Origin of the sequence: Rhodococcus sp. 1R11 (assembly GCF_004563845.1) — a bacterium.
Lineage (GTDB): Bacteria > Actinomycetota > Actinomycetes > Mycobacteriales > Mycobacteriaceae > Rhodococcoides.
The window spans coordinates 338647-356952 of record NZ_SPNG01000004.1; the positions used below are offsets into that span (position 1 = coordinate 338647).

General features: G+C 64.2%; 18 protein-coding genes. 16 read left to right on the plus strand and 2 right to left on the minus strand.

Translation table 11 applies throughout. From position 1 onward, the window contains the following. Position 1 precedes the first annotated feature (1 nt). Positions 2-277 (minus strand): hypothetical protein, encoded by a 276-nt coding sequence (locus E4P29_RS09550; protein WP_027496773.1) that lies wholly within the window; start codon positions 275-277, stop codon positions 2-4. A gap of 100 nt (positions 278-377) precedes the next feature. Here E4P29_RS09550 and E4P29_RS09555 point away from each other — a divergent pair, with 100 nt between their 5' ends. Both E4P29_RS09555 and E4P29_RS09560 read left to right on the plus strand, forming a co-directional pair. Continuing rightward, the gene (locus E4P29_RS09555) at positions 378-1013 is read left to right on the plus strand and encodes a hypothetical protein (protein ID WP_135044061.1); all 636 of its coding nucleotides are present in this window, start codon (positions 378-380) and stop codon (positions 1011-1013) included. A gap of 90 nt (positions 1014-1103) precedes the next feature. Beyond that, positions 1104-1553, plus strand: coding sequence for a hypothetical protein (locus E4P29_RS09560; RefSeq protein WP_135044063.1), 450 nt, complete (start codon positions 1104-1106; stop codon positions 1551-1553). Between the two features lies 1 nt (position 1554). Here E4P29_RS09560 and E4P29_RS09565 read toward each other — a convergent pair whose 3' ends face one another. Beyond that, on the minus strand, positions 1555-2268 hold the full coding sequence (locus E4P29_RS09565) for an aquaporin (protein WP_209205347.1): 714 nt from the start codon (positions 2266-2268) through the stop codon (positions 1555-1557). A gap of 292 nt (positions 2269-2560) precedes the next feature. Between E4P29_RS09565 and E4P29_RS09570 the strand changes: the two genes are divergently transcribed. The 14 genes from E4P29_RS09570 to nuoN all read left to right on the plus strand — a co-directional run bounded on the left by E4P29_RS09570 (position 2561) and on the right by nuoN (position 18306). Next, complete coding sequence (locus E4P29_RS09570) at positions 2561-2920, plus strand: NADH-quinone oxidoreductase subunit A (protein WP_027496775.1); 360 nt, start codon at positions 2561-2563, stop codon at positions 2918-2920. Between the two features lie 71 nt (positions 2921-2991). Next, positions 2992-3546: an NADH-quinone oxidoreductase subunit B gene (locus E4P29_RS09575; RefSeq protein ID WP_135044065.1), complete on the plus strand. Its 555-nt coding sequence runs from the start codon at positions 2992-2994 to the stop codon at positions 3544-3546. A 41-nt stretch (positions 3547-3587) separates the two neighbouring features. After that, on the plus strand, positions 3588-4289 hold the full coding sequence (locus E4P29_RS09580) for an NADH-quinone oxidoreductase subunit C (RefSeq protein ID WP_209205348.1): 702 nt from the start codon (positions 3588-3590) through the stop codon (positions 4287-4289). Further along, positions 4289-5587, plus strand: coding sequence for an NADH dehydrogenase (quinone) subunit D (nuoD, locus tag E4P29_RS09585; protein WP_032366449.1), 1299 nt, complete (start codon positions 4289-4291; stop codon positions 5585-5587). The genes E4P29_RS09580 and nuoD overlap by 1 nt, the downstream gene beginning before the upstream one ends. Continuing rightward, entirely contained in the window at positions 5584-6480 is an 897-nt protein-coding gene (nuoE, locus tag E4P29_RS09590) for an NADH-quinone oxidoreductase subunit NuoE (protein ID WP_135044067.1), read from the plus strand. The genes nuoD and nuoE overlap by 4 nt, the downstream gene beginning before the upstream one ends. A gap of 1 nt (position 6481) precedes the next feature. Continuing rightward, entirely contained in the window at positions 6482-7783 is a 1302-nt protein-coding gene (nuoF, locus tag E4P29_RS09595) for an NADH-quinone oxidoreductase subunit NuoF (RefSeq protein WP_135044069.1), read from the plus strand. A 149-nt stretch (positions 7784-7932) separates the two neighbouring features. Next, the gene (locus tag E4P29_RS09600) at positions 7933-10419 is read left to right on the plus strand and encodes an NADH-quinone oxidoreductase subunit G (RefSeq protein ID WP_280634536.1); all 2487 of its coding nucleotides are present in this window, start codon (positions 7933-7935) and stop codon (positions 10417-10419) included. Positions 10420-10445: 26 nt separating this feature from the next. Then, positions 10446-11726 carry an NADH-quinone oxidoreductase subunit NuoH gene (gene nuoH, locus E4P29_RS09605; protein ID WP_032387484.1) on the plus strand — a complete coding sequence of 427 codons (1281 nt, stop codon included), beginning with the start codon at positions 10446-10448 and terminating at the stop codon, positions 11724-11726. Next, complete coding sequence (nuoI, locus tag E4P29_RS09610) at positions 11719-12264, plus strand: NADH-quinone oxidoreductase subunit NuoI (protein WP_032387261.1); 546 nt, start codon at positions 11719-11721, stop codon at positions 12262-12264. The genes nuoH and nuoI overlap by 8 nt, the downstream gene beginning before the upstream one ends. Beyond that, complete coding sequence (locus E4P29_RS09615; RefSeq protein WP_135044074.1) at positions 12261-13028, plus strand: NADH-quinone oxidoreductase subunit J; 768 nt, start codon at positions 12261-12263, stop codon at positions 13026-13028. The genes nuoI and E4P29_RS09615 overlap by 4 nt, the downstream gene beginning before the upstream one ends. After that, entirely contained in the window at positions 13025-13324 is a 300-nt protein-coding gene (gene nuoK, locus E4P29_RS09620) for an NADH-quinone oxidoreductase subunit NuoK (protein WP_032383367.1), read from the plus strand. The genes E4P29_RS09615 and nuoK overlap by 4 nt, the downstream gene beginning before the upstream one ends. Before the next feature lie 16 nt (positions 13325-13340). Further along, complete coding sequence (gene nuoL, locus E4P29_RS09625; RefSeq protein WP_135044076.1) at positions 13341-15212, plus strand: NADH-quinone oxidoreductase subunit L; 1872 nt, start codon at positions 13341-13343, stop codon at positions 15210-15212. Beyond that, entirely contained in the window at positions 15209-16747 is a 1539-nt protein-coding gene (locus E4P29_RS09630) for an NADH-quinone oxidoreductase subunit M (protein WP_135044078.1), read from the plus strand. Before nuoL ends, E4P29_RS09630 begins: the two co-directional genes overlap by 4 nt. Further along, entirely contained in the window at positions 16744-18306 is a 1563-nt protein-coding gene (gene nuoN / locus E4P29_RS09635; RefSeq protein WP_135044080.1) for an NADH-quinone oxidoreductase subunit NuoN, read from the plus strand. The genes E4P29_RS09630 and nuoN overlap by 4 nt, the downstream gene beginning before the upstream one ends.

Here is an 18306-nt window from a genome sequence, read left to right on the forward strand (position 1 = left end):
CCTACCGTCGGTCGAGGTAGAGCTCCGCCGTCTCCGTTGCCACGGCCGCGACCGCCGAGGCGAGGCCGGGCTCGAGATCCAGAGCCGTAGCGAGCGGCTCGCCGCGAAGATTCGACGATCGAAGCAACTCCCAGGCCCGCTCGACCAGTCGCACCGAGGTCGGGTGGTCCAATTCCGGTCGGTTGGACCGCAGCGCGGTGGCCGCCCAATCCGCGTCGAACGTCCCGTTGGGAGGTCCGAACACGCGTTCACCGGACGAATAGCTCGTGGGCTCCATGCCCGACGACGCTAGCAGGATTTGCGGTAGGTGTGACCGTGACCGAACTGCGGCCGATCGACACTATCGAACCGATCGGTTTCATCTGTACGGTGAGTCGATGAGCGAGGGGTATCGCAAGCCTGTTGCGGCCGGGTCGGTCGTAGCACCACTGCTCGCTGCTGTGCTGCTCGTCGGTTGCTCCGCCGGTGGGGCAAATCGTCCGGTGCCCGATGCGTCACCGTCACCGAACTTCGAGACGGCCATCGGCTCGCTTGTGGTCGGCGACCCGTTCACCGCACCGACTGCCCCCACCGAAACGGTGCCGCCGCTCGTGCCGGAACTGTCGCTGGAGGGAGTTCGTCACCCGTCGGGCACACCCGTGGCGGTGACTGACGTGGTGTTGGGAGCCTCCTCCGTCGAGTATCGACTGGCCGGCAACGGGTCGGTGTCGTACACGGTGCGCTACGTCGACGAGGCCGTACGATACGGAACGAGTGAGCCGGTCGCGCTGCCCGGGCGAGCCGTACTCCAGGTCGACATCGCCGGTACCTCGACCGAAACGGACGCCACCGTCGTTCCGTACGCCGGGCCGGATCGCATTCGCAACGACCCGGACTCCGCCGTGGTGGCAGTCGACTTCCTGGCCGATCCTGGTGGAGTCTCGCAATCCTTCGTCGCAGTGGCGTCCGACCGTCCGGACTTCGCGGTGCACAGCACCGATGAACCGGCCGCCGTGGTCGTCACCATCTCCTGAACTGCCGTCGCGCGACGTCGACGACCCGAAAGTACCTCTGCGACGTGCGTTCGGGCCCGGTCCACTGCGGAGCCGCGCTACCATCGCGGTGTGTCCGACGCCACAGCGGGAGCAAGTTCGGCAGGTCAGGTGCGTGTGCTGGTGTACAGCAGTAATGCGGAGACCAGAGCCCAGGTGAAGTCCGCCGTGGGGACTCGACCGGATCCGGCGCTCGGCGTCGTCGACTTCGTCGAGGTTGCCACCGCGGCCGTGGTCATCGAGCACCTGGACGCGGGTGGAATCGATGTGGCGATCCTGGACGGTGAGTCCTCGCCCGTCGGCGGACTGGGTCTGGCGAAGCAGCTCAAGGACGAGATCGACGACTGCCCGCCGGTGCTGGTACTCATCGGACGCCCCGACGACCGGTGGTTGGCCGACTGGTCGCGCGCCGAGGCTGCAGTACCCCACCCGGTGGATCCGATCCGGCTGGGGCGCGCGGTGGTCGATCTGTTGAGGCAGCACTCGGGTCGCGTCGGTGCCAGGGTCTCTCGATCGCGGTAGATCAGACCGTTTTCTCCGATGCGGGCACCATCAGCACGAACCGGTGGATCGAGCCGGCGACAACAGCTCCGAGCACGGGGAACACCACGAACACCCACAGTTGTGACAGGGCAGGGCCGCTGGCGACGAGGGCGGGGCCGAGGGACCGAGCAGGGTTGACCGAGGTCGAATCGATTCCGATGCCCAGCAGGTGAACCACGGTCAGGGTCAGGCCGATCGGGATGCCGGCCGCCACGACCGGGTGAACGGTGGGGGCCGTGGTGGCGAGTACGACGAGGACGAGCAGGCCGGTCGCGATCGTCTCGAACACCGCGACCGACGCCAATCCGTACTCTCCCGGCGAGGCGCTGCCGAATCCGTTGGTGCCCAGACCGTCCGACGGCATGTCGTATCCGGGACGGCCTGACGCGACGAACAGTACGATCAGCGCGCCGATCACTGCACCGACGGCCTGGGCGGCGATGTAGAACAAAGCCTTGATCGGGGTGATGGCGCGAGCTATCAGGGCTCCGATCGTCACGGCCGGGTTGATGTGGCATCCCGAGATCGGCCCGATCGCGTAGACGAGGGCAAGCAGTGTGAGCCCGAACGCCAGGGCGATGCCCGGGGTTCCGACGGTGTCGCCCGCGATGACGGCGGTGCCGACCCCGAATACCACGAGCAGGGCAGTTCCCAGTCCCTCGGCGGCGAGCGCCGAGATCGAAATCGACTTCATCGTTTCTCCTTCGTGGTGGCCGTGGCCCGTGCTCGGGCAACGGTGAATGTTCGGTGGTTGGTCGTCACCTGCGACGAGGAGCGCATGCGCCGACCCGGTGATGCGTCGCACACCTGTGAGCATGGTGTGGGGACGAGCGCGCCATGGGAGTCAACGGTTTACGAAACTGGACTGCTCGAAATCCCGCGAGATCTGCACCGAAGCCATACTGTGTGGTTCAGGTCACATTGGTACGGCCGTCGCATTTACTTTCGCGGCGGCGCGGTCGTCGATCGAGGGAGCGGATGCCCGAATGAACGCCTACGTTCCGATTCTCGTCCTGGGTGCCGTCGCAGTCGCGTTCGCAGTCTTCTCGGTGATGGTCGGCACGATGGTGGGACCCGCCCGATACAACCGAGCAAAGTTCGACGCGTACGAATGTGGAATCGAACCCACGATGCATGCGCCTACGGGACAACGATTTCCGGTGAAGTTCTATCTCACCGCGATGCTGTTCATCATTTTCGACATCGAGATCGTCTTCCTTTATCCCTGGGCCGTCCACCTCGATGTACTCGGTGCGTTCGGGCTCGTCGCGATGGCGTTGTTCGTCGTGAACGTGTCGGTGGCCTACGTGTACGAGTGGCGGCGAGGCGGGCTCGGTTGGGACTGACCGCACGATCTCGGATACGACGACGGCACGATGCACTGTTCTCATTCTGCGGAAGCGAAAGAGCGTGATCGATGGGACTCGAAGAGAAGCTACCCAGCGGATTCCTGCTGACCACCGTCGAGGGGTTGGCCGGGTACGCACGTAAGGGCTCGCTGTGGCCCGCCACCTTCGGGCTCGCATGTTGTGCCATCGAAATGATGGCCACCACGTCCGGCCGTTTCGATCTGGCGCGATTCGGAATGGAAGCGTTTCGCGCGTCCCCTCGGCAGGCAGATCTGATGATCGTGGCCGGTCGCGTCAGCCAGAAGATGGCTCCGGTGTTGAGGCAGGTCTACGACCAGATGGCAGAACCGAAATGGGTTCTCGCCATGGGTGTCTGTGCATCCTCGGGCGGAATGTTCAACAACTACGCGGTGGTCCAGGGAGTGGACCACATCGTGCCCGTCGACATCTATTTGCCCGGGTGCCCGCCTCGGCCCGAGATGCTGCTCAACGCAATCTTGGAGTTGCACAAGAAGATTCAGCAGATGCCGCTGGGTGTGAACCGCGAACATGTGCGAGCGGCCGCCGAGGCGGCCGCACTCTCGTCCACCCCGACGATCGATCTGAAGGGTCTGCTCCGATGACGGCGCAACGGCCGGGTGCAATGTCGCAGCCGCCAGGTGAAATGTCGCAGCCGCCAGGTGAAATGTCTCAGCCGCCAGGTGAAATGTCTCAGCGGCCACGCGGGATGTTCGGTGTTCGCGGTAGTGGCGACACGTCGGGCTACGGCCGATTGGTGCCGCCGGCGGCCGCCGAGGACACGGCGACGCGGCCCTACGGCGGTTATTTCGATGCCCTCGTCGATCGGTTGGCAACCGTCCTTCTGGCTTCGAACCCCGTCGCTACGATCGACGCCGCCGTCGAACGGGTGGTGGTTCATCGCGGCGAACTGACGCTGCATCTGGTGCGGGAGTACGTGCCTGCCGTCGCCCAGGCGCTACGGGACGACGAAGAATTGCGATTCGAATTGTGTACCGGCGCATCGGGGGTGCACTATCCGGACCTGGTCGGCCGGGAGCTGCACGTTGTTTACCATCTGGTCTCCATCACGCACGGCCGTCGGCTCCGACTCGAAGTTGCCGTCCCCGACGACGATCCACACAGTCCGTCGCTGTGCGGGGTGTATCCCACCAACGACTGGCACGAGCGCGAGGTCTACGACTTCTTCGGCATCGTCTTCGACGGTCATCCTGCATTGACGCGGATCGAGATGCCCGACGACTGGGTCGGTCACCCACAACGCAAGGACTATCCGTTGGGTGGAATTCCCATCGAGTACAAGGGCGCTCGCGTCGCGCCTCCCAACGAGCGCAGGTCGTACAACTGATGAGTGCAACGGACGAAACCATCTACGCGGTCTCCGGACAGGACTGGGACGACGTCGTCGAGTTGGCCCGCGGATCGAGTACCGAGCGGATCGTGGTCAACATGGGCCCGCAGCACCCGTCGACCCACGGCGTGCTGCGGTTGATTCTCGAAATCGAGGGCGAGACCGTTACCGAGGCTCGTTGCGGGATCGGCTATCTGCACACGGGAATCGAGAAGAATCTCGAGTACCGAAACTGGACCCAGGGCGTCACGTTCGTCACCCGCATGGACTACTTGTCGCCGTTCTTCAACGAAACCGCATATTGCCTCGGCGTGGAGAAGCTACTGGGTATAACCGACGACATTCCCGAGCGCGCCACGGTGATCCGGGTGATGCTGATGGAGCTGAATCGCATCTCGTCGCATCTCGTCGCATTGGCCACGGGCGGAATGGAATTGGGAGCGGTCACCGCGATGTTGTTCGGGTTCCGTGAGCGCGAGCTGATCCTCGACGTTTTCGAGGCCATCACCGGGCTCCGGATGAATCACGCCTACATCCGGCCGGGGGGACTGTCGCAGGACCTACCCGAGGACGCGGTCGGCAGAGTACGTGAGCTCCTGCGCGTGCTGCCGGGACGCCTGCGCGACCTCGAACTCATGCTCAACGACAATCCGATCTGGAAAGCCAGAACCGAGAACGTAGGTTATCTCGATCTCACCGGATGTATGGCGCTGGGCGTCACCGGTCCGGTGCTGCGTTCGACGGGCTTGCCGTACGATCTGCGACGGTCCGATCCGTACTGCGGGTACGAGAACTACGAGTTCGACGTGGTGACCGACACCGGATGCGACTGCTACGGGCGATATCTGATTCGCGTCGAAGAGATGAAGGAATCGCTCAAGATCGTCGAACAGGCCCTCGACCGCCTCCGTCCCGGCCCGGTCGTCATCGACGACAAGAAGATCGCGTGGCCGGCCGAGCTGGTCTCGGGACCCGATGGCCTGGGCAACTCTCAGGAGCATGTGCGGACCATCATGGACACCTCGATGGAATCGCTGATTCACCACTTCAAACTGGTGACCGAGGGCATGCGGGTCCCGGCCGGCCAGGTGTTGTCCTCGGTGGAGTCGCCGCGAGGGGAGCTCGGAGTACACATCGTCAGCGACGGTGGAACCAGGCCGTACCGAGTGCATTTCAGAGATCCGTCCTTCACCAACCTGCAAGCGGTGGCGGCAATGTGCGAGGGCGGAATGATCTCCGACGTCATCGCCGCGGTCGCCAGTATCGACCCGGTGATGGGTGGGGTGGACCGATGACCGCGCAGCCCCAGTCGGAACCGGTTCTGATTCAACTCGGAGCCCGGCCGGACGAACCGGTGCAACTGGCCAGGCCGGGTGCACGAACGTCGTATCCCGCCGAGGTGCTCGCCCGGCTGCACGCCGACGCCGATATCGTCGTCGCGCGCTATCCGCAGGCCAGATCGGCCCTGCTGCCGCTGCTCCATCTCGTGCAAGCCGAGGACGGCTGCCTCACGCCCGCTGGAATCGAATTCTGCTCGGAGGTACTCGAACTCACCGGGGCGGAGGTGACTGCAGTCGCGACCTTCTACTCGATGTATCGACGCGAACCCACCGGGACGTACCGCGTCGGCGTGTGCACCAACACGCTGTGTGCTGTCATGGGCGGCGACGCCATCATGGACGCGCTGCGTGATCACCTGGACGTCGAGCACGGAGGTACCACCTCCGACGGCACGATCACGCTGGAACACATCGAGTGCAATGCCGCATGCGATTACGCCCCGGTGATGATGGTCAATTGGGAGTTCTTCGACAACAGCACCCCGTCTTCTGCGAGGGATCTGGTCGATGCACTTCGATCCGGTACCCAGGTCACTCCGACGCGTGGCGCACCACTGTGCACGTTTCGCGAGACCGAGCGGATCCTCGCAGGATTTTCCGACGATCGGCCCGCAGCACTCGACGCGATCGGTAGTGCGGGCGACGCCACCCTGGCCGGTCTTCGATACGCGCGCGAACATGCGATGTCGGCACCCGAGGCCGGAGCACGACCGGACGACGATCACACCGACGTCGGAGCCGCGGCCGCACCGGAGACGGTGCGAGACAAGCCTGCACCGGCACCCTCGGCGACCGTGCCACCACAACCGAACACCACCGAGACCGATCCACCGACGAAGGGGGAGTGACATGCCCCTGACGCCGGTGTTGAGTGAGTTCTGGGACGAGAAGGATTCCTGGACGCTCGACGTCTACCGCAGCCACGACGGATACCGCGGGCTCGAGAAGGCTCTCGCGATGGACCCCGACGACCTCATCGCCTTCGTCAAGGAATCCGGATTGCGTGGCCGTGGTGGCGCGGGATTCCCGACCGGAACGAAGTGGAGCTTCATCCCGCAGAACGACGGCAAAGAGCACTATCTGGTGGTCAATGCCGACGAGTCCGAGCCGGGTACCTGTAAGGACATGCCCCTGCTGATGGCGAGCCCGCACACGCTGATCGAGGGAATAGTCATCGCCGCGTACGCAATTCGCGCATCACACGCCTTCGTGTACGTCCGAGGTGAAGTGGTGCCGGTGTTACGCAGGCTGCAGTCTGCGGTCGCCGAGGCCTACGCGGCGGGCTACTTGGGAAAGGGTGTTCTCGGAACGCAATTCGACTTGGAGTTGGTGATCCACGCCGGAGCCGGAGCGTACATCTGCGGCGAGGAAACAGCCCTCCTCGACTCGTTGGAAGGTCGGCGCGGACAGCCTCGGCTGCGGCCACCGTTCCCCGCAGTGGCGGGCCTCTACGCGCGCCCGACGGTGGTGAACAACGTCGAATCGATTGCCAGCGTCCCAGTGATCCTGCGCAAGGGAATCGACTGGTTCCGATCGATGGGTAGCGAGAAGTCGCCCGGCTTCACGCTGTACTCCATCTCGGGCCACGTCTGCCGTCCAGGCCAGTACGAGGCACCGTTGGGGATCACGCTGCGTGAATTGCTCGGATACGCAGGCGGGGTCAGGCCGGGGCACGAACTGAAATTCTGGACGCCGGGTGGCTCGTCCACCCCGATGTTCACCACCGAACATCTCGATGTCCCACTCGATTACGAGGGCGTCGGTGCTGCCGGATCGATGCTGGGCACCAAGGCCTTGCAAATATTCGACGAGACGACCTGCGTGGTGCGAGCAGTGCTGCGCTGGACCGAGTTCTACGCACACGAATCCTGTGGCAAGTGCACACCGTGCCGGGAAGGCACGTACTGGTTGGTGCAGATCCTGCGCCGCCTCGACGGTGGAACCGGCACCGAAGCCGACCTGACCACCCTGCTCGACATCGCCGACGGCATCGCCGGAAAGTCCTTCTGCGCACTGGGAGACGGTGCCGCCAGCCCGATCTATTCCTCGCTGAAGTACTTCCGCGACGAATACATCCGGCACGTCACCGAGCAGGGATGCCCCTTCGATCCACACCGATCGACCCTGATGGCAGAGGAGCTGACGTCATGACTGCAGCGGCACATGGTCGTTCCGCAGGCTCCACTCCTGCATCCCCGGGTCGTTCCGCGGGCTCCACTCCTGCATCCCCGGGTCGTTCCGCAGGCTCCACTCCTGCATCCCCGGGTCGTTCCGCGGGCTCCACTCCTGCATCCCCTGAGGTGTCGGTCGCCCCAGTAGAGATGGTGACACTGACCATCGATGACCACGAGATCAGTGTTCCCAAGGGCACGTTGGTGATTCGCGCGGCGGAGTTGATGGGCGTACAGATTCCGCGGTTCTGCGATCATCCGCTGCTCGATCCGGTGGGCGCCTGCCGCCAATGTCTCGTCGACGTGGAGGGGCAGCGTAAGCCGTTGGCGTCCTGTACGACGACGGTGGCCGAGGGCATGATCGTGCGCACTCAGGTGACGTCGGAGGTCGCGGGCAAAGCGCAGCGTGGCGTCATGGAATTGCTGCTGATCAATCATCCTCTCGATTGCCCGGTGTGCGACAAGGGCGGTGAGTGTCCACTGCAGAATCAGGCGATGGCCGCGGGCCGCACCGAATCCAGGTTCACCGAGACCAAACGTACGTATCCCAAACCGATTCCGTTGTCGGCCGAGGTTCTGCTCGATCGCGAACGCTGTGTCCTGTGCGCTCGATGTACTCGCTTCGCGGCGCAGGTCGCCGGTGATCCATCCATCGAGCTGCTCGAACGCGGTGCCGTGCAACAGGTCGGCATCTTCGGCACCGAGCCGTTCGACTCCTACTTCTCGGGGAACACCGTCCAGATCTGCCCCGTGGGTGCACTGACGAACACCGAGTATCGGTTCCGGGCGCGCCCGTACGATCTGACGTCCTCGCCGAGCGTGTGCGAACACTGCGCGGGAGGCTGTGCGCAACGCACGGATCATCGTCGTGGCAAGGTCCTTCGCCGGTTGGCTGGCGACGATCCCCAGGTCAACGAAGAGTGGAACTGCGACAAGGGCCGGTGGGCATTCAAGTACGCCGGCGAGCCGGACCGCATCGGCGCACCGATGATCAGAGACGAATCGGGGGCTCTGGTCGAGACGTCCTGGTCGGCTGCATTGGCGGCGGCGGCAACGGGATTGGCTGCGTCGGTCGGGAACGCTGCGGTACTCGTGGGCGGAAGATCGACCGTCGAAGACTCCTACGCATACGCCAAGTTCGCGCGAACAGTGCTGCACACCAACGACATCGACTTCCGCAACCGTGCTCACAGCGCCGAGGAAGCGGAGTTCCTGGCCGGTCGTGTCGCGGCGACGGGGCTGGGGGTGACCTACTCGGATCTCGAAAACGCTCCTGTGGTGTTGATGGTGGGGTTCGAGCCGGAAGAAGAGTCACCGCTGGTGTTCCTCAGGTTACGCAAGGCGCGCCGGACCCGCGGCATGGTCGTGGCGTCGATCGCACCCTGGGCCAGCCGCGGTCTGCGCAAGCTCGAGGGGGTGCTCCTGCAGTCGATTCCCGGCGAGGAACCACAGTGGCTCGACGCACTGCACGTCGGTGACCGCGGTACCGAATCGATCGCCCAGCTTCTCCGAAGCCCGGGAGCGATCGTGCTCGTGGGCGAGCGGCTCGGTTCCGTTCCCGGTGCACTGTCCGCAGTGGCGAAGTTGGCCGACGACACCGGAGCGAACCTGGCATGGATTCCGCGACGGGCAGGAGAGCGCGGTGCCCTCGACGCAGGCACGTTGCCGAATCTGCTGCCGGGCGGGCGGCCCGTCTCCGACGCCGCCGCCCGCGCCGAGGTGGCAGCCGTGTGGGGAGTGACAGAACTGCCTACGGACGCGGGCCGAGATACCGCGGCGATACTGGCGGATGCCGGGCCTGACCGCGCCCTGATCACCGCAGGGATCGACCCGGACGATCTGCCCGATCCGCAGGGCGCGCTCGACGCGGTGGACCGATCGGCATTCGTGGTCAGCCTGGAACTGCGCCACAGCGCTGTCACAGACCGGGCCGACGTGGTGTTTCCGGTGGCACCGGTGGTCGACAAGCCCGGAACCTTCGTCGACTGGGAGGGCAGGCCGCGCGCGTTCGACACGGCACTCGGTGCCGGCGCGGTATTACCCGACCAACGCGTTCTCGACGCCATTGCCGCGCAGATGGGAGTCGATCTGTCGCTACCCGACGCGGCTGCGGCGCGCGGCGAGTTGGCACGGCTGGGAGCGTGGAGCGGATCAAGGATTCCTGTGGCCCGAGTGGCACCACGGCGAGATACGCCGACGCTCTCCACCGGCCAGGCAATATTGGCCACCTGGAGAATGCTCATCGATTCGGGACGGATGCAGGACGGCGAAGACAACCTCGCGCAGACCGGCAGGGCACCCGTGATCAGGCTGTCCGAGACGACGGCGTCGAGCATCGAGGCGGCACCCGGCGACCTGGTCAGGGTCGAGACGGACCAGGGCTCGATCACCTTGGCGCTGAAAGTCACCGATCTACCCGACAACGTGGTGTGGGTGCCGATGAACTCACCGGGGTCTTCGGTGTACCGCTCACTCGGCGCGGAGTCGGGTGCGGTGGTGAGGATTTGCAGGGATCAGCCTGCGGAGCGACCCGAGGGTGCAGGAGTGGAGCCTGCGGAGCGACCCGAGGGTGCAGGAGTGGAGCCTGCGGAGCGACCCGAGGGTGGTGCATCGTGATTGTCGCTGCGCCTACCGATCTGTCGATGTTCGGTACCGACCCGTGGTGGTTGGTGGTCGGCAAGGCCCTGGCGGTCTTCGTTTTTCTGGTGCTCACACCGCTCGTGGCCATTTACGCCGAACGCAAGATCATGGCGTGGATGCAGATGCGTGTCGGGCCCAATCGGGTGGGTCCGTGGGGACTGCTGCAGTCTTTGATGGACGGGATCAAGCTCGCTCTGAAAGAGGGCATCACTCCGACCGGCGTCGACAAGCCGATTTACATTCTGGCTCCTATCATTTCGGTGGTCCCTGCCTTCATGGCCTTCGCGGTGATTCCGTTCGGTCCCGAGGTGTCGGTATTCGGCACTACGACTCCGCTGCAGATGACCGACCTGCCGGTGGGGGTTCTGTACATCCTCGCGGTCACCTCGGTGGGTGTGTACGGGATCGTCCTGGCCGGTTGGGCGTCGAGTTCGACGTATCCGTTGCTGGGCGCACTGCGTTCGACGGCTCAGGTCATTTCCTACGAGGTAGCGATGGGGCTTTCGTTCGCTGCGGTGTTCCTGTACGCGGGCACCATGTCGACGTCCGGAATCGTTGCTGCGCAACAGAACACCTGGTATGTGTTCTTGTTGTTGCCGTCGTTCCTGGTGTACGTGACGGCCATGGTGGGTGAAACCAACCGCGCGCCGTTCGACTTGCCCGAGGCCGAGGGGGAGTTGGTGGGAGGGTTCCACACCGAGTACTCCTCCTTGCGTTTCGCGATGTTCATGCTTGCCGAGTACATCAACATGGTCACGGTGTCCGCGCTGGCGACCACGTTGTTCCTGGGTGGCTGGCGGGCTCCGATTCCGTTGAGCCTGTGGAGCGGTGCCAATTCCGGGTGGTGGCCGGTGCTGTGGTTCGTCGCCAAGGTGTGGGTGTTCCTGTTCGTCTTCATCTGGTTGCGGTCGACGTTGCCGCGGTTGCGTTACGACCAGTTCATGAACTTCGGCTGGAAGATCCTCATTCCCGTCGCTCTGATCTGGGTGATGGTGATCGCGACGGTGCGGGTACTGGGGGCCGGCCGATACGACGTACCTCTGGTCACGTTCGTGGTGTCGACGATCTTTGCAGTCGCCGTCCTGGGTTCGCTGCTGCTCTTACTGCGCCGCCGCGCGCGCACACGAAACCTGCCGCCTGCTGCACCCGTCGCACCGTTCGACGCTGCGGCGGGCGGGTTTCCCGTACCCCCCATTCCGAAGCAGGGCACGAACATCGCGAGCCGGCACGCCGGCGCACGGTCCACCGTGGCCGCGTCCCAGAAGGAGAACGCCGATGCCTGAATTCCTCGGTCCCATAGCAGGTTTCGGTGTCACCTTCGCCACCATGTTCAAAAAGCCCGAAACCGAGCTGTATCCGGAGGAGAAGAAGCCGACCGAGGTGCGCTATCACGGCCGCCATCAGCTCAACAGGTACGCCGACGGGCTCGAAAAGTGCATCGGTTGCGAACTCTGCGCGTGGGCCTGCCCGGCCGACGCGATCTATGTCGAAGGTGCCGACAACACCGAGACCGAACGGTTTTCGCCGGGCGAGCGATACGGCGGGGTCTACCAGATCAACTATCTTCGGTGCATCGGCTGCGGATTGTGTGTGGAAGCCTGTCCCACACGGGCTCTGACGATGACCAACGAATACGAACTGGCCGGTGACAACAGAGCCGACCTGATCTACGAGAAGGATTCGCTGCTGGCACCGCTGGAGCCGGACATGGTGCCGCCGCCGCACGCGATGGCACCGGGGCGTTCGGCAGAGGACTACTACCGCGGTGCCGTCACCGGTGCCGAGAGCGAGGCCGACACCGATCGAGGTCCGGTTCGATGACTGCCACCGTTCAGCTCGCGCTCGAGGCAACCTCCACCGGCGAGGCCGTGCAGTTCTGGACCCTCGGTGTCGTTGCGGTCATCGGTGCACTGGGTGTGGTGATGAGCACGAAGGCCGTCTACTCGGCACTGTTCCTCGCGGCCACCATGGTGGTTCTCGCTACCTTCTACATGGCCCAAGGGGCCCTGTTTCTCGGTGTCGTGCAGATCGTCGTCTACACCGGCGCGGTCATGATGCTGTTTCTGTTCGTCCTGATGCTCGTCGGGGTCGACACCTCGGAGTCGTTGACCGAGACACTGCGCGGGCACCGTATCGCGGCCGTCGTCATCGGAATCGGCTTCGGGCTGTTGATCATCGGGGTGCTGCTGCGCGACTCGGCCCGCGCCGGGCGACTCGATTTCGCCGGACTCGACGCGGCCGACTCCACCGGAAACGTCGAAGGCCTGGCCGAGCTGATCTTCGTCGAGTACGTCTGGGCGTTCGAGCTGACCGGCGCGCTGTTGATCACGGCCACCATCGGGGCGATGATTCTGGCGCACCGAGAGGCCCTGGGACCGGTGAAGGGTCAGCGGGAGATGTCGCAGGACCGGTTCCGTGACGGCTCCAGGGTGACGCCGTTGCCGAGCCCCGGTGTGTTCGCTCGTCACAACGGCGTCGATCGACGGGCTCTGCTCCCGGACGGAAGCGAGTCGGACTCGTCCGTCAACGCACTGTTCGCCGATCGAGGCATCGAATACAAGGTGGACGGGGGTGACGCGCGATGAATCCAGAAAATTACCTCTACCTGTCGGTTCTGCTGTTCACGATCGGCGCAGCGGGCGTCATCGTCAGGCGCAACGCGATCATCGTGTTCATGTGCATCGAATTGATGCTCAACGCAGTCAATCTCGCGTTCGTCACGTTCTCTCGCATGCACGGCAATCTCGACGGCCAGTTGTTCGCGTTCTTCACCATGGTGGTCGCTGCAGCCGAGGTGGTGGTTGGCCTGGCGATCATCATGGCCATCTTCCGTTCTCGTCGCTCGATCTCGATGGACGAGAACAATCTGATGAAGAACTGACGGGGGAGCAGAAACGATGTCGATCCTGTGGCTTCTCCCGGCTCTGCCGGCGTTCGGTGCAGCCGTCCTGCTGCTCGGTGGCCGGCGCTGCAACTCGTGGGGCCACCTTCTCGCGACGGCCGCCGCGGTGTCGTCGTTCGTCGTTGCGGCGCTGGTGTTCTCGTCGATGCTCGGACGGGACGAGTCGGACAGAACACTCACTCACACGCTGTTCCGCTGGGTGCCCGTCGACGAATTGCAGGTCGACTTCGGTATGCGTGCCGATCAACTCTCGATCTGTTTCGTCCTGTTGATCACCGGAGTCGGATCACTCATTCACGTGTACTCGATCGGTTACATGAGCCATGACGCAGAGCGGCGACGCTTCTTCGCGTACCTCAATCTGTTTCTCGCAGCCATGCTGCTGCTGGTGCTGGCAGACAATTTCCTCGGCCTCTATCTGGGGTGGGAGGGTGTCGGTCTGGCGTCGTACTTGCTCATCGGATTCTGGCAACACAAGCCATCGGCAGCGACGGCTGCCCGAAAAGCGTTCGTGGTCAACCGCGTCGGCGATATCGGCCTGGCGATCGCTCTGATGATCATGTTCGTGAACTTCGGATCGGTGCAATACGACGTGGTGTTCGCCGGAATCGGGGATGCCGGTGAATCGGTGGCCACCGCGATGGCGCTGATGTTGCTGCTGGCGGCCTGCGGAAAGTCGGCGCAGGTGCCGCTGCAGTCGTGGCTCGGCGACGCGATGGAGGGCCCGACTCCGGTCTCCGCACTGATTCATGCGGCGACGATGGTCACCGCCGGGGTGTATCTCATCGTCCGCTCCGGACCGGTGTTCGAGGCGTCGCCGGCCGCCCGTGCGGCGACCGTCACGGTCGGCGCGGTGACGTTGCTGTTCGGTGCCGTGATCGGTTGTGCGAAGGACGACATCAAGAAGGCGCTCGCGGCTTCGACGATGAGTCAGATCGGGTACATGGTGCTCGCGGCCGGACTCGGCCCGTCCGGCTATGCCTTCGCCATCGTGTTGTTGCTCTCGCACGGGTTCTTCAAGGCAGGCTTGTTCCTGGGTGCCGGCTCGGTGATGCACGCGATGAACGACGAGACCGACATGCGACGGTTCGGCGGGCTCCGTGCCGCGATGCCGGTCACGTTCGTCACGTTCGGTCTCGGCTACCTCGCCATCATCGGAGTTCCGCCGTTCTCCGGTTTCTTCGCCAAGGATCCGATCATCGAGATCGCGTTCGCGGCGGGGGGAGCGACAGGTGTGGTGCTCGGCTGCGTGACGTTGCTCGGTGCGGGACTGACGGCCTTCTACATGACTCGGGTGATGCTGATGACGTTCTTCGGCCCGAAACGGTGGGCAGCGCAGGCACATCCGCACGAGGCGTCGGCGACGATGACGACACCCATGATTCTGTTGGCCGTCGGCTCGGTGGCATCGGGAGCCTTCCTCGCGGTGGGTGGACGCCTCGAGACGTGGCTGGAACCGGTGGTGGGATCGGCGCACGAGGAACACGCGATACCTGCCTGGGTCGTCACGGTCGCAGTTCTGGGAGTGGTACTCGTGGGTGCCGGCGTCGCGTACCGGAAGTACATCGCTCGCGACGTTCCTTCGACTCCACCCGAGGACGTATCGGTGCTGACCAGAGCCGCACGCGCTGACCTGTACGGCGACGCCTTCAACGAGCCAGTATTCATGCGACCCGGTCAAAAGCTCACGAACACAATGGTATTCGCCGACAAGGTGGGTATCGACGCGGTCGTGGACGGGGTGGGGAGATCGATCGGGGGAGTGTCGAGTCGATCGAGGCGGCTGCAGACCGGTTTCGTACGGTCCTATGCGTTGGCGATGTTCGCCGGGGCCGTTCTCGTCGTGCTGATGGTGGTGGTCCTGTGACACTGCCCTGGTTGACCGTCCTGTGGGTTCTCCCGATTCTCGGCGCGATTGTCGTCGCCCTGGTGCCGGCCGATCGTCCGACGATCGCGCGTGGTGTCGCCGTGGGTTTCGCCACCGGCACACTCGCGGTGTCGGTGGTACTCGCGGTCGCGTTCGACTCCGGTGGCGATCGATACCAATTCCTCCAAGACCATTCCTGGATAGCGGCATTCGGTGCGCGCTACACGCTCGGACTCGACGGAATCGGTCTCGTGCTGGTGTTGCTCACCACCGTCCTGACACCACTGCTCCTCGTTGCGGGCTGGAACGACGGCAGCCGCGTGGCGAACTACGGATCGCGCAGGGTCTCGCACACCTACATGGCGTTGATCCTGGTGGTCGAGTCCATGGTGATCGTCTCGTTCCTCGCCTTGGACGTACTGCTGTTCTACATCTTCTTCGAGGCGATGCTGATCCCGATGTACTTCCTCATCGGTGGCTTCGGCGGAACCGAACGCACGCGCGCCGCAGTGAAGTTCCTGCTGTACAACCTGTTCGGTGGCCTGGTGATGCTGGCTGCCGTCATCGGGTTGTACGTCGTCACGGCCAGGCCCGACGGTCCGTTCGACGGCGGCACGTTCGATCTGCGCGCAATCGCGGACGCGGCGGCATCGGGCGGGCTCGGCGTGGATTCGGTGGTGATCGACGCGTTGTTCCTCGGTTTCATGCTCGCGTTCGCGATCAAGGCGCCCCTGTGGCCGTTCCATACGTGGTTACCCGACGCCGCAGTGCAGTCGACCCCCGCGACGGCGGTGCTTATGATGTCGGTGGTGGACAAGGTCGGTACGTTCGCGATGCTGCGCTTCTGCCTCGAGCTCTTTCCCGGTTCGTCGCAGACGTTCGCCCCGTGGATCATCACGCTCGCGGTGATCGGCATCGTGTACGGCGCGATACTGGCGATCGGTCAGACCGACATGATGAGACTCATTGCCTACACCTCGATTTCGCACTTCGGGTTCATCATCCTCGGCATCTTCGCGATGACCGGTCAGAGTCAGGCCGGTGCCACGCTGTACATGGTCAACCATGGAATCTCCACCGCCGCATTGTTCTTGATCGCAGGCTTTCTCGTGTCCCGTCGTGGTTCGCGGGCCATCGCCGATTACGGTGGCGTGCAGAAGGTCGCGCCGGTGCTCGCCGGAACCTTTCTGCTCTCTGGTCTGGCCACGCTCTCGCTACCTGGTCTTGCCCCGTTCGTCAGCGAATTCCTTGTGCTGATCGGCACATTCGGTCGCTACGGAGTCGCCTCGATCGTAGCCACCGGCGCGCTCGTTCTGTCGGCGATCTACATCCTCTGGCTCTACCAGCGGGTGATGACGGGACCGGTCCGAGAGGGCAACGAGAAGATCTCCGATCTCGTTCCCCGGGAGTTGATCGTGGTGGTTCCGTTGCTCGCGCTGCTGATCGTGTTCGGGGTGTACCCGAAACCGGCACTCGACGTCATCACTCCGGCAGTGCAATCCACGATCGTCGACAGTGCAGGAGGTCAACGATGACCACTCCCGAAGTGCAGTACGGTCTGCTGGCGCCCATGTTGATCGTCTTCGGTGTCGCCGTTCTCGGGGTTCTCGTCGAGGCGTTCGTACCGCTGCGCGCTCGTCGCGCAACCCACGTGGGTCTGGCCCTGGCAGGGCTGGTGGCGGCTCTCGCAGCAGTACTCGGCCTGGCCGGCACCGAGGCAGCCGCGATGAACGGGGCCGTGGCCGTCGACGGACTGACTCTGTTCTTGCAGGGAACCATTGTGCTCGTGGCAATCCCGGCCATCGCACTGTTGGCGGAGCGCACCGTCGCCGTCACCGGGGCCGGGGCCGAGCGCCGAATCGACTCGTTCACTCCGCAGGCCTCGACCACTCCGGGCAGCGTGGCAGAGAAGCAGGCCATCGATGCAGGCGTCGCCCAGACCGAGGTCTTTCCACTGGCGATGTTCGCGATCGGCGGCATGCTGCTGTTTCCGGCGTCCACGGATCTGCTGACGATGTTCGTCGCCCTGGAAGTGTTGTCGTTGCCGCTGTATCTGCTGTGCGGTCTTGCCCGGCGACGTCGGCTACTGTCCCAGGAAGCCGCGCTGAAATACTTTCTGTTGGGCGCGTTCTCGTCTGCGTTCTTCCTGTTCGGGGTCGCCTTTCTGTACGGCTACGCCGGGACGGTCCGGTTGGACGGAATCGCCGACGCCATCACGGCAGACGGTCAAGGCAGATCACTCGCGCTGATCGGAACCGCATTGCTCGCAGTGGGTCTGCTGTTCAAAGTCGGTGCCGTGCCTTTCCATTCGTGGATTCCCGACGTCTACCAGGGTGCCCCCACGCCGGTGACGGCTCTGATGGCCACCGTGACAAAGGTGGCGGCCTTCGGTGCGATTCTGCGCATCTTCGGGATGTCGCTACCCGGTCTCGACTCAAGTTGGCGTCCGATGCTGTGGGCCGTCGCCATCGCGACGATGGTGCTCGGTTCCGTTGTCGCGGTCACGCAGACCGACGTCAAGCGCATGCTTGCCTACTCGTCCGTGGCGCACACCGGGTTCATCCTCACCGGAGTCACCGCCCTGGGGCATTCAGATGATGTGGGCAGTTCGGGTGTCTCGGCCACGATGTTCTACTTGCTGGCTTACGCCTTCAGCACGCTGGGCGGATTTGCCGTCATCGGTCTGGCCCGAGACGAACGCGGTGAGGTGGGCGACCTCGAGCGATGGGCGGGTATCGGTCGACGCTCACCGCTCGTTGCCGCAGTATTCGGCTTGTTCTTGCTGTCCTTCGCCGGGATCCCGCTCACCAGTGGGTTCATCGGCAAGTTCGCGGTGTTCAGCGCAGCCTCGGGTGCGGGGGGAGCCGCACTGGTCGTGGTCGGAGTGGTGTGCAGTGCGATTGCAGCGTTCTTCTACGTGCGCGTGATCGTGCTGATGTTCTTCACCGAACCCAGCGAACGGACCGCCACGGTGGTGCGTCCGACTGCACCGGTGGCGTGCGCGATCGGGGTGTCGGTGCTCGTCACCGTGGGACTGGGAGTCTTTCCTCAGCCCGTTCTCGACATCGCCGCGCGAGCCGGGAACTTTCTCTAG

Coding starts and splice junctions, on each gene's coding strand:
- nuoD (WP_032366449.1), top strand. CDS start 4,289: ATGAGTGCAACGGACGAAACCATCTACGCGGTCTCCGGACAGGACTGG.
- E4P29_RS09570 (WP_027496775.1), top strand. CDS start 2,561: ATGAACGCCTACGTTCCGATTCTCGTCCTGGGTGCCGTCGCAGTCGCG.
- nuoE (WP_135044067.1), top strand. CDS start 5,584: ATGACCGCGCAGCCCCAGTCGGAACCGGTTCTGATTCAACTCGGAGCC.
- nuoH (WP_032387484.1), top strand. CDS start 10,446: ATGTTCGGTACCGACCCGTGGTGGTTGGTGGTCGGCAAGGCCCTGGCG.
- nuoN (WP_135044080.1), top strand. CDS start 16,744: ATGACCACTCCCGAAGTGCAGTACGGTCTGCTGGCGCCCATGTTGATC.
- E4P29_RS09575 (WP_135044065.1), top strand. CDS start 2,992: ATGGGACTCGAAGAGAAGCTACCCAGCGGATTCCTGCTGACCACCGTC.
- E4P29_RS09555 (WP_135044061.1), top strand. CDS start 378: ATGAGCGAGGGGTATCGCAAGCCTGTTGCGGCCGGGTCGGTCGTAGCA.
- E4P29_RS09615 (WP_135044074.1), top strand. CDS start 12,261: ATGACTGCCACCGTTCAGCTCGCGCTCGAGGCAACCTCCACCGGCGAG.
- E4P29_RS09580 (WP_209205348.1), top strand. CDS start 3,588: ATGTCGCAGCCGCCAGGTGAAATGTCTCAGCCGCCAGGTGAAATGTCT.
- nuoF (WP_135044069.1), top strand. CDS start 6,482: ATGCCCCTGACGCCGGTGTTGAGTGAGTTCTGGGACGAGAAGGATTCC.
- E4P29_RS09565 (WP_209205347.1), bottom strand. CDS start 2,268: ATGAAGTCGATTTCGATCTCGGCGCTCGCCGCCGAGGGACTGGGAACT.
- nuoL (WP_135044076.1), top strand. CDS start 13,341: ATGTCGATCCTGTGGCTTCTCCCGGCTCTGCCGGCGTTCGGTGCAGCC.
- nuoK (WP_032383367.1), top strand. CDS start 13,025: ATGAATCCAGAAAATTACCTCTACCTGTCGGTTCTGCTGTTCACGATC.
- E4P29_RS09550 (WP_027496773.1), bottom strand. CDS start 277: ATGGAGCCCACGAGCTATTCGTCCGGTGAACGCGTGTTCGGACCTCCC.
- nuoI (WP_032387261.1), top strand. CDS start 11,719: ATGCCTGAATTCCTCGGTCCCATAGCAGGTTTCGGTGTCACCTTCGCC.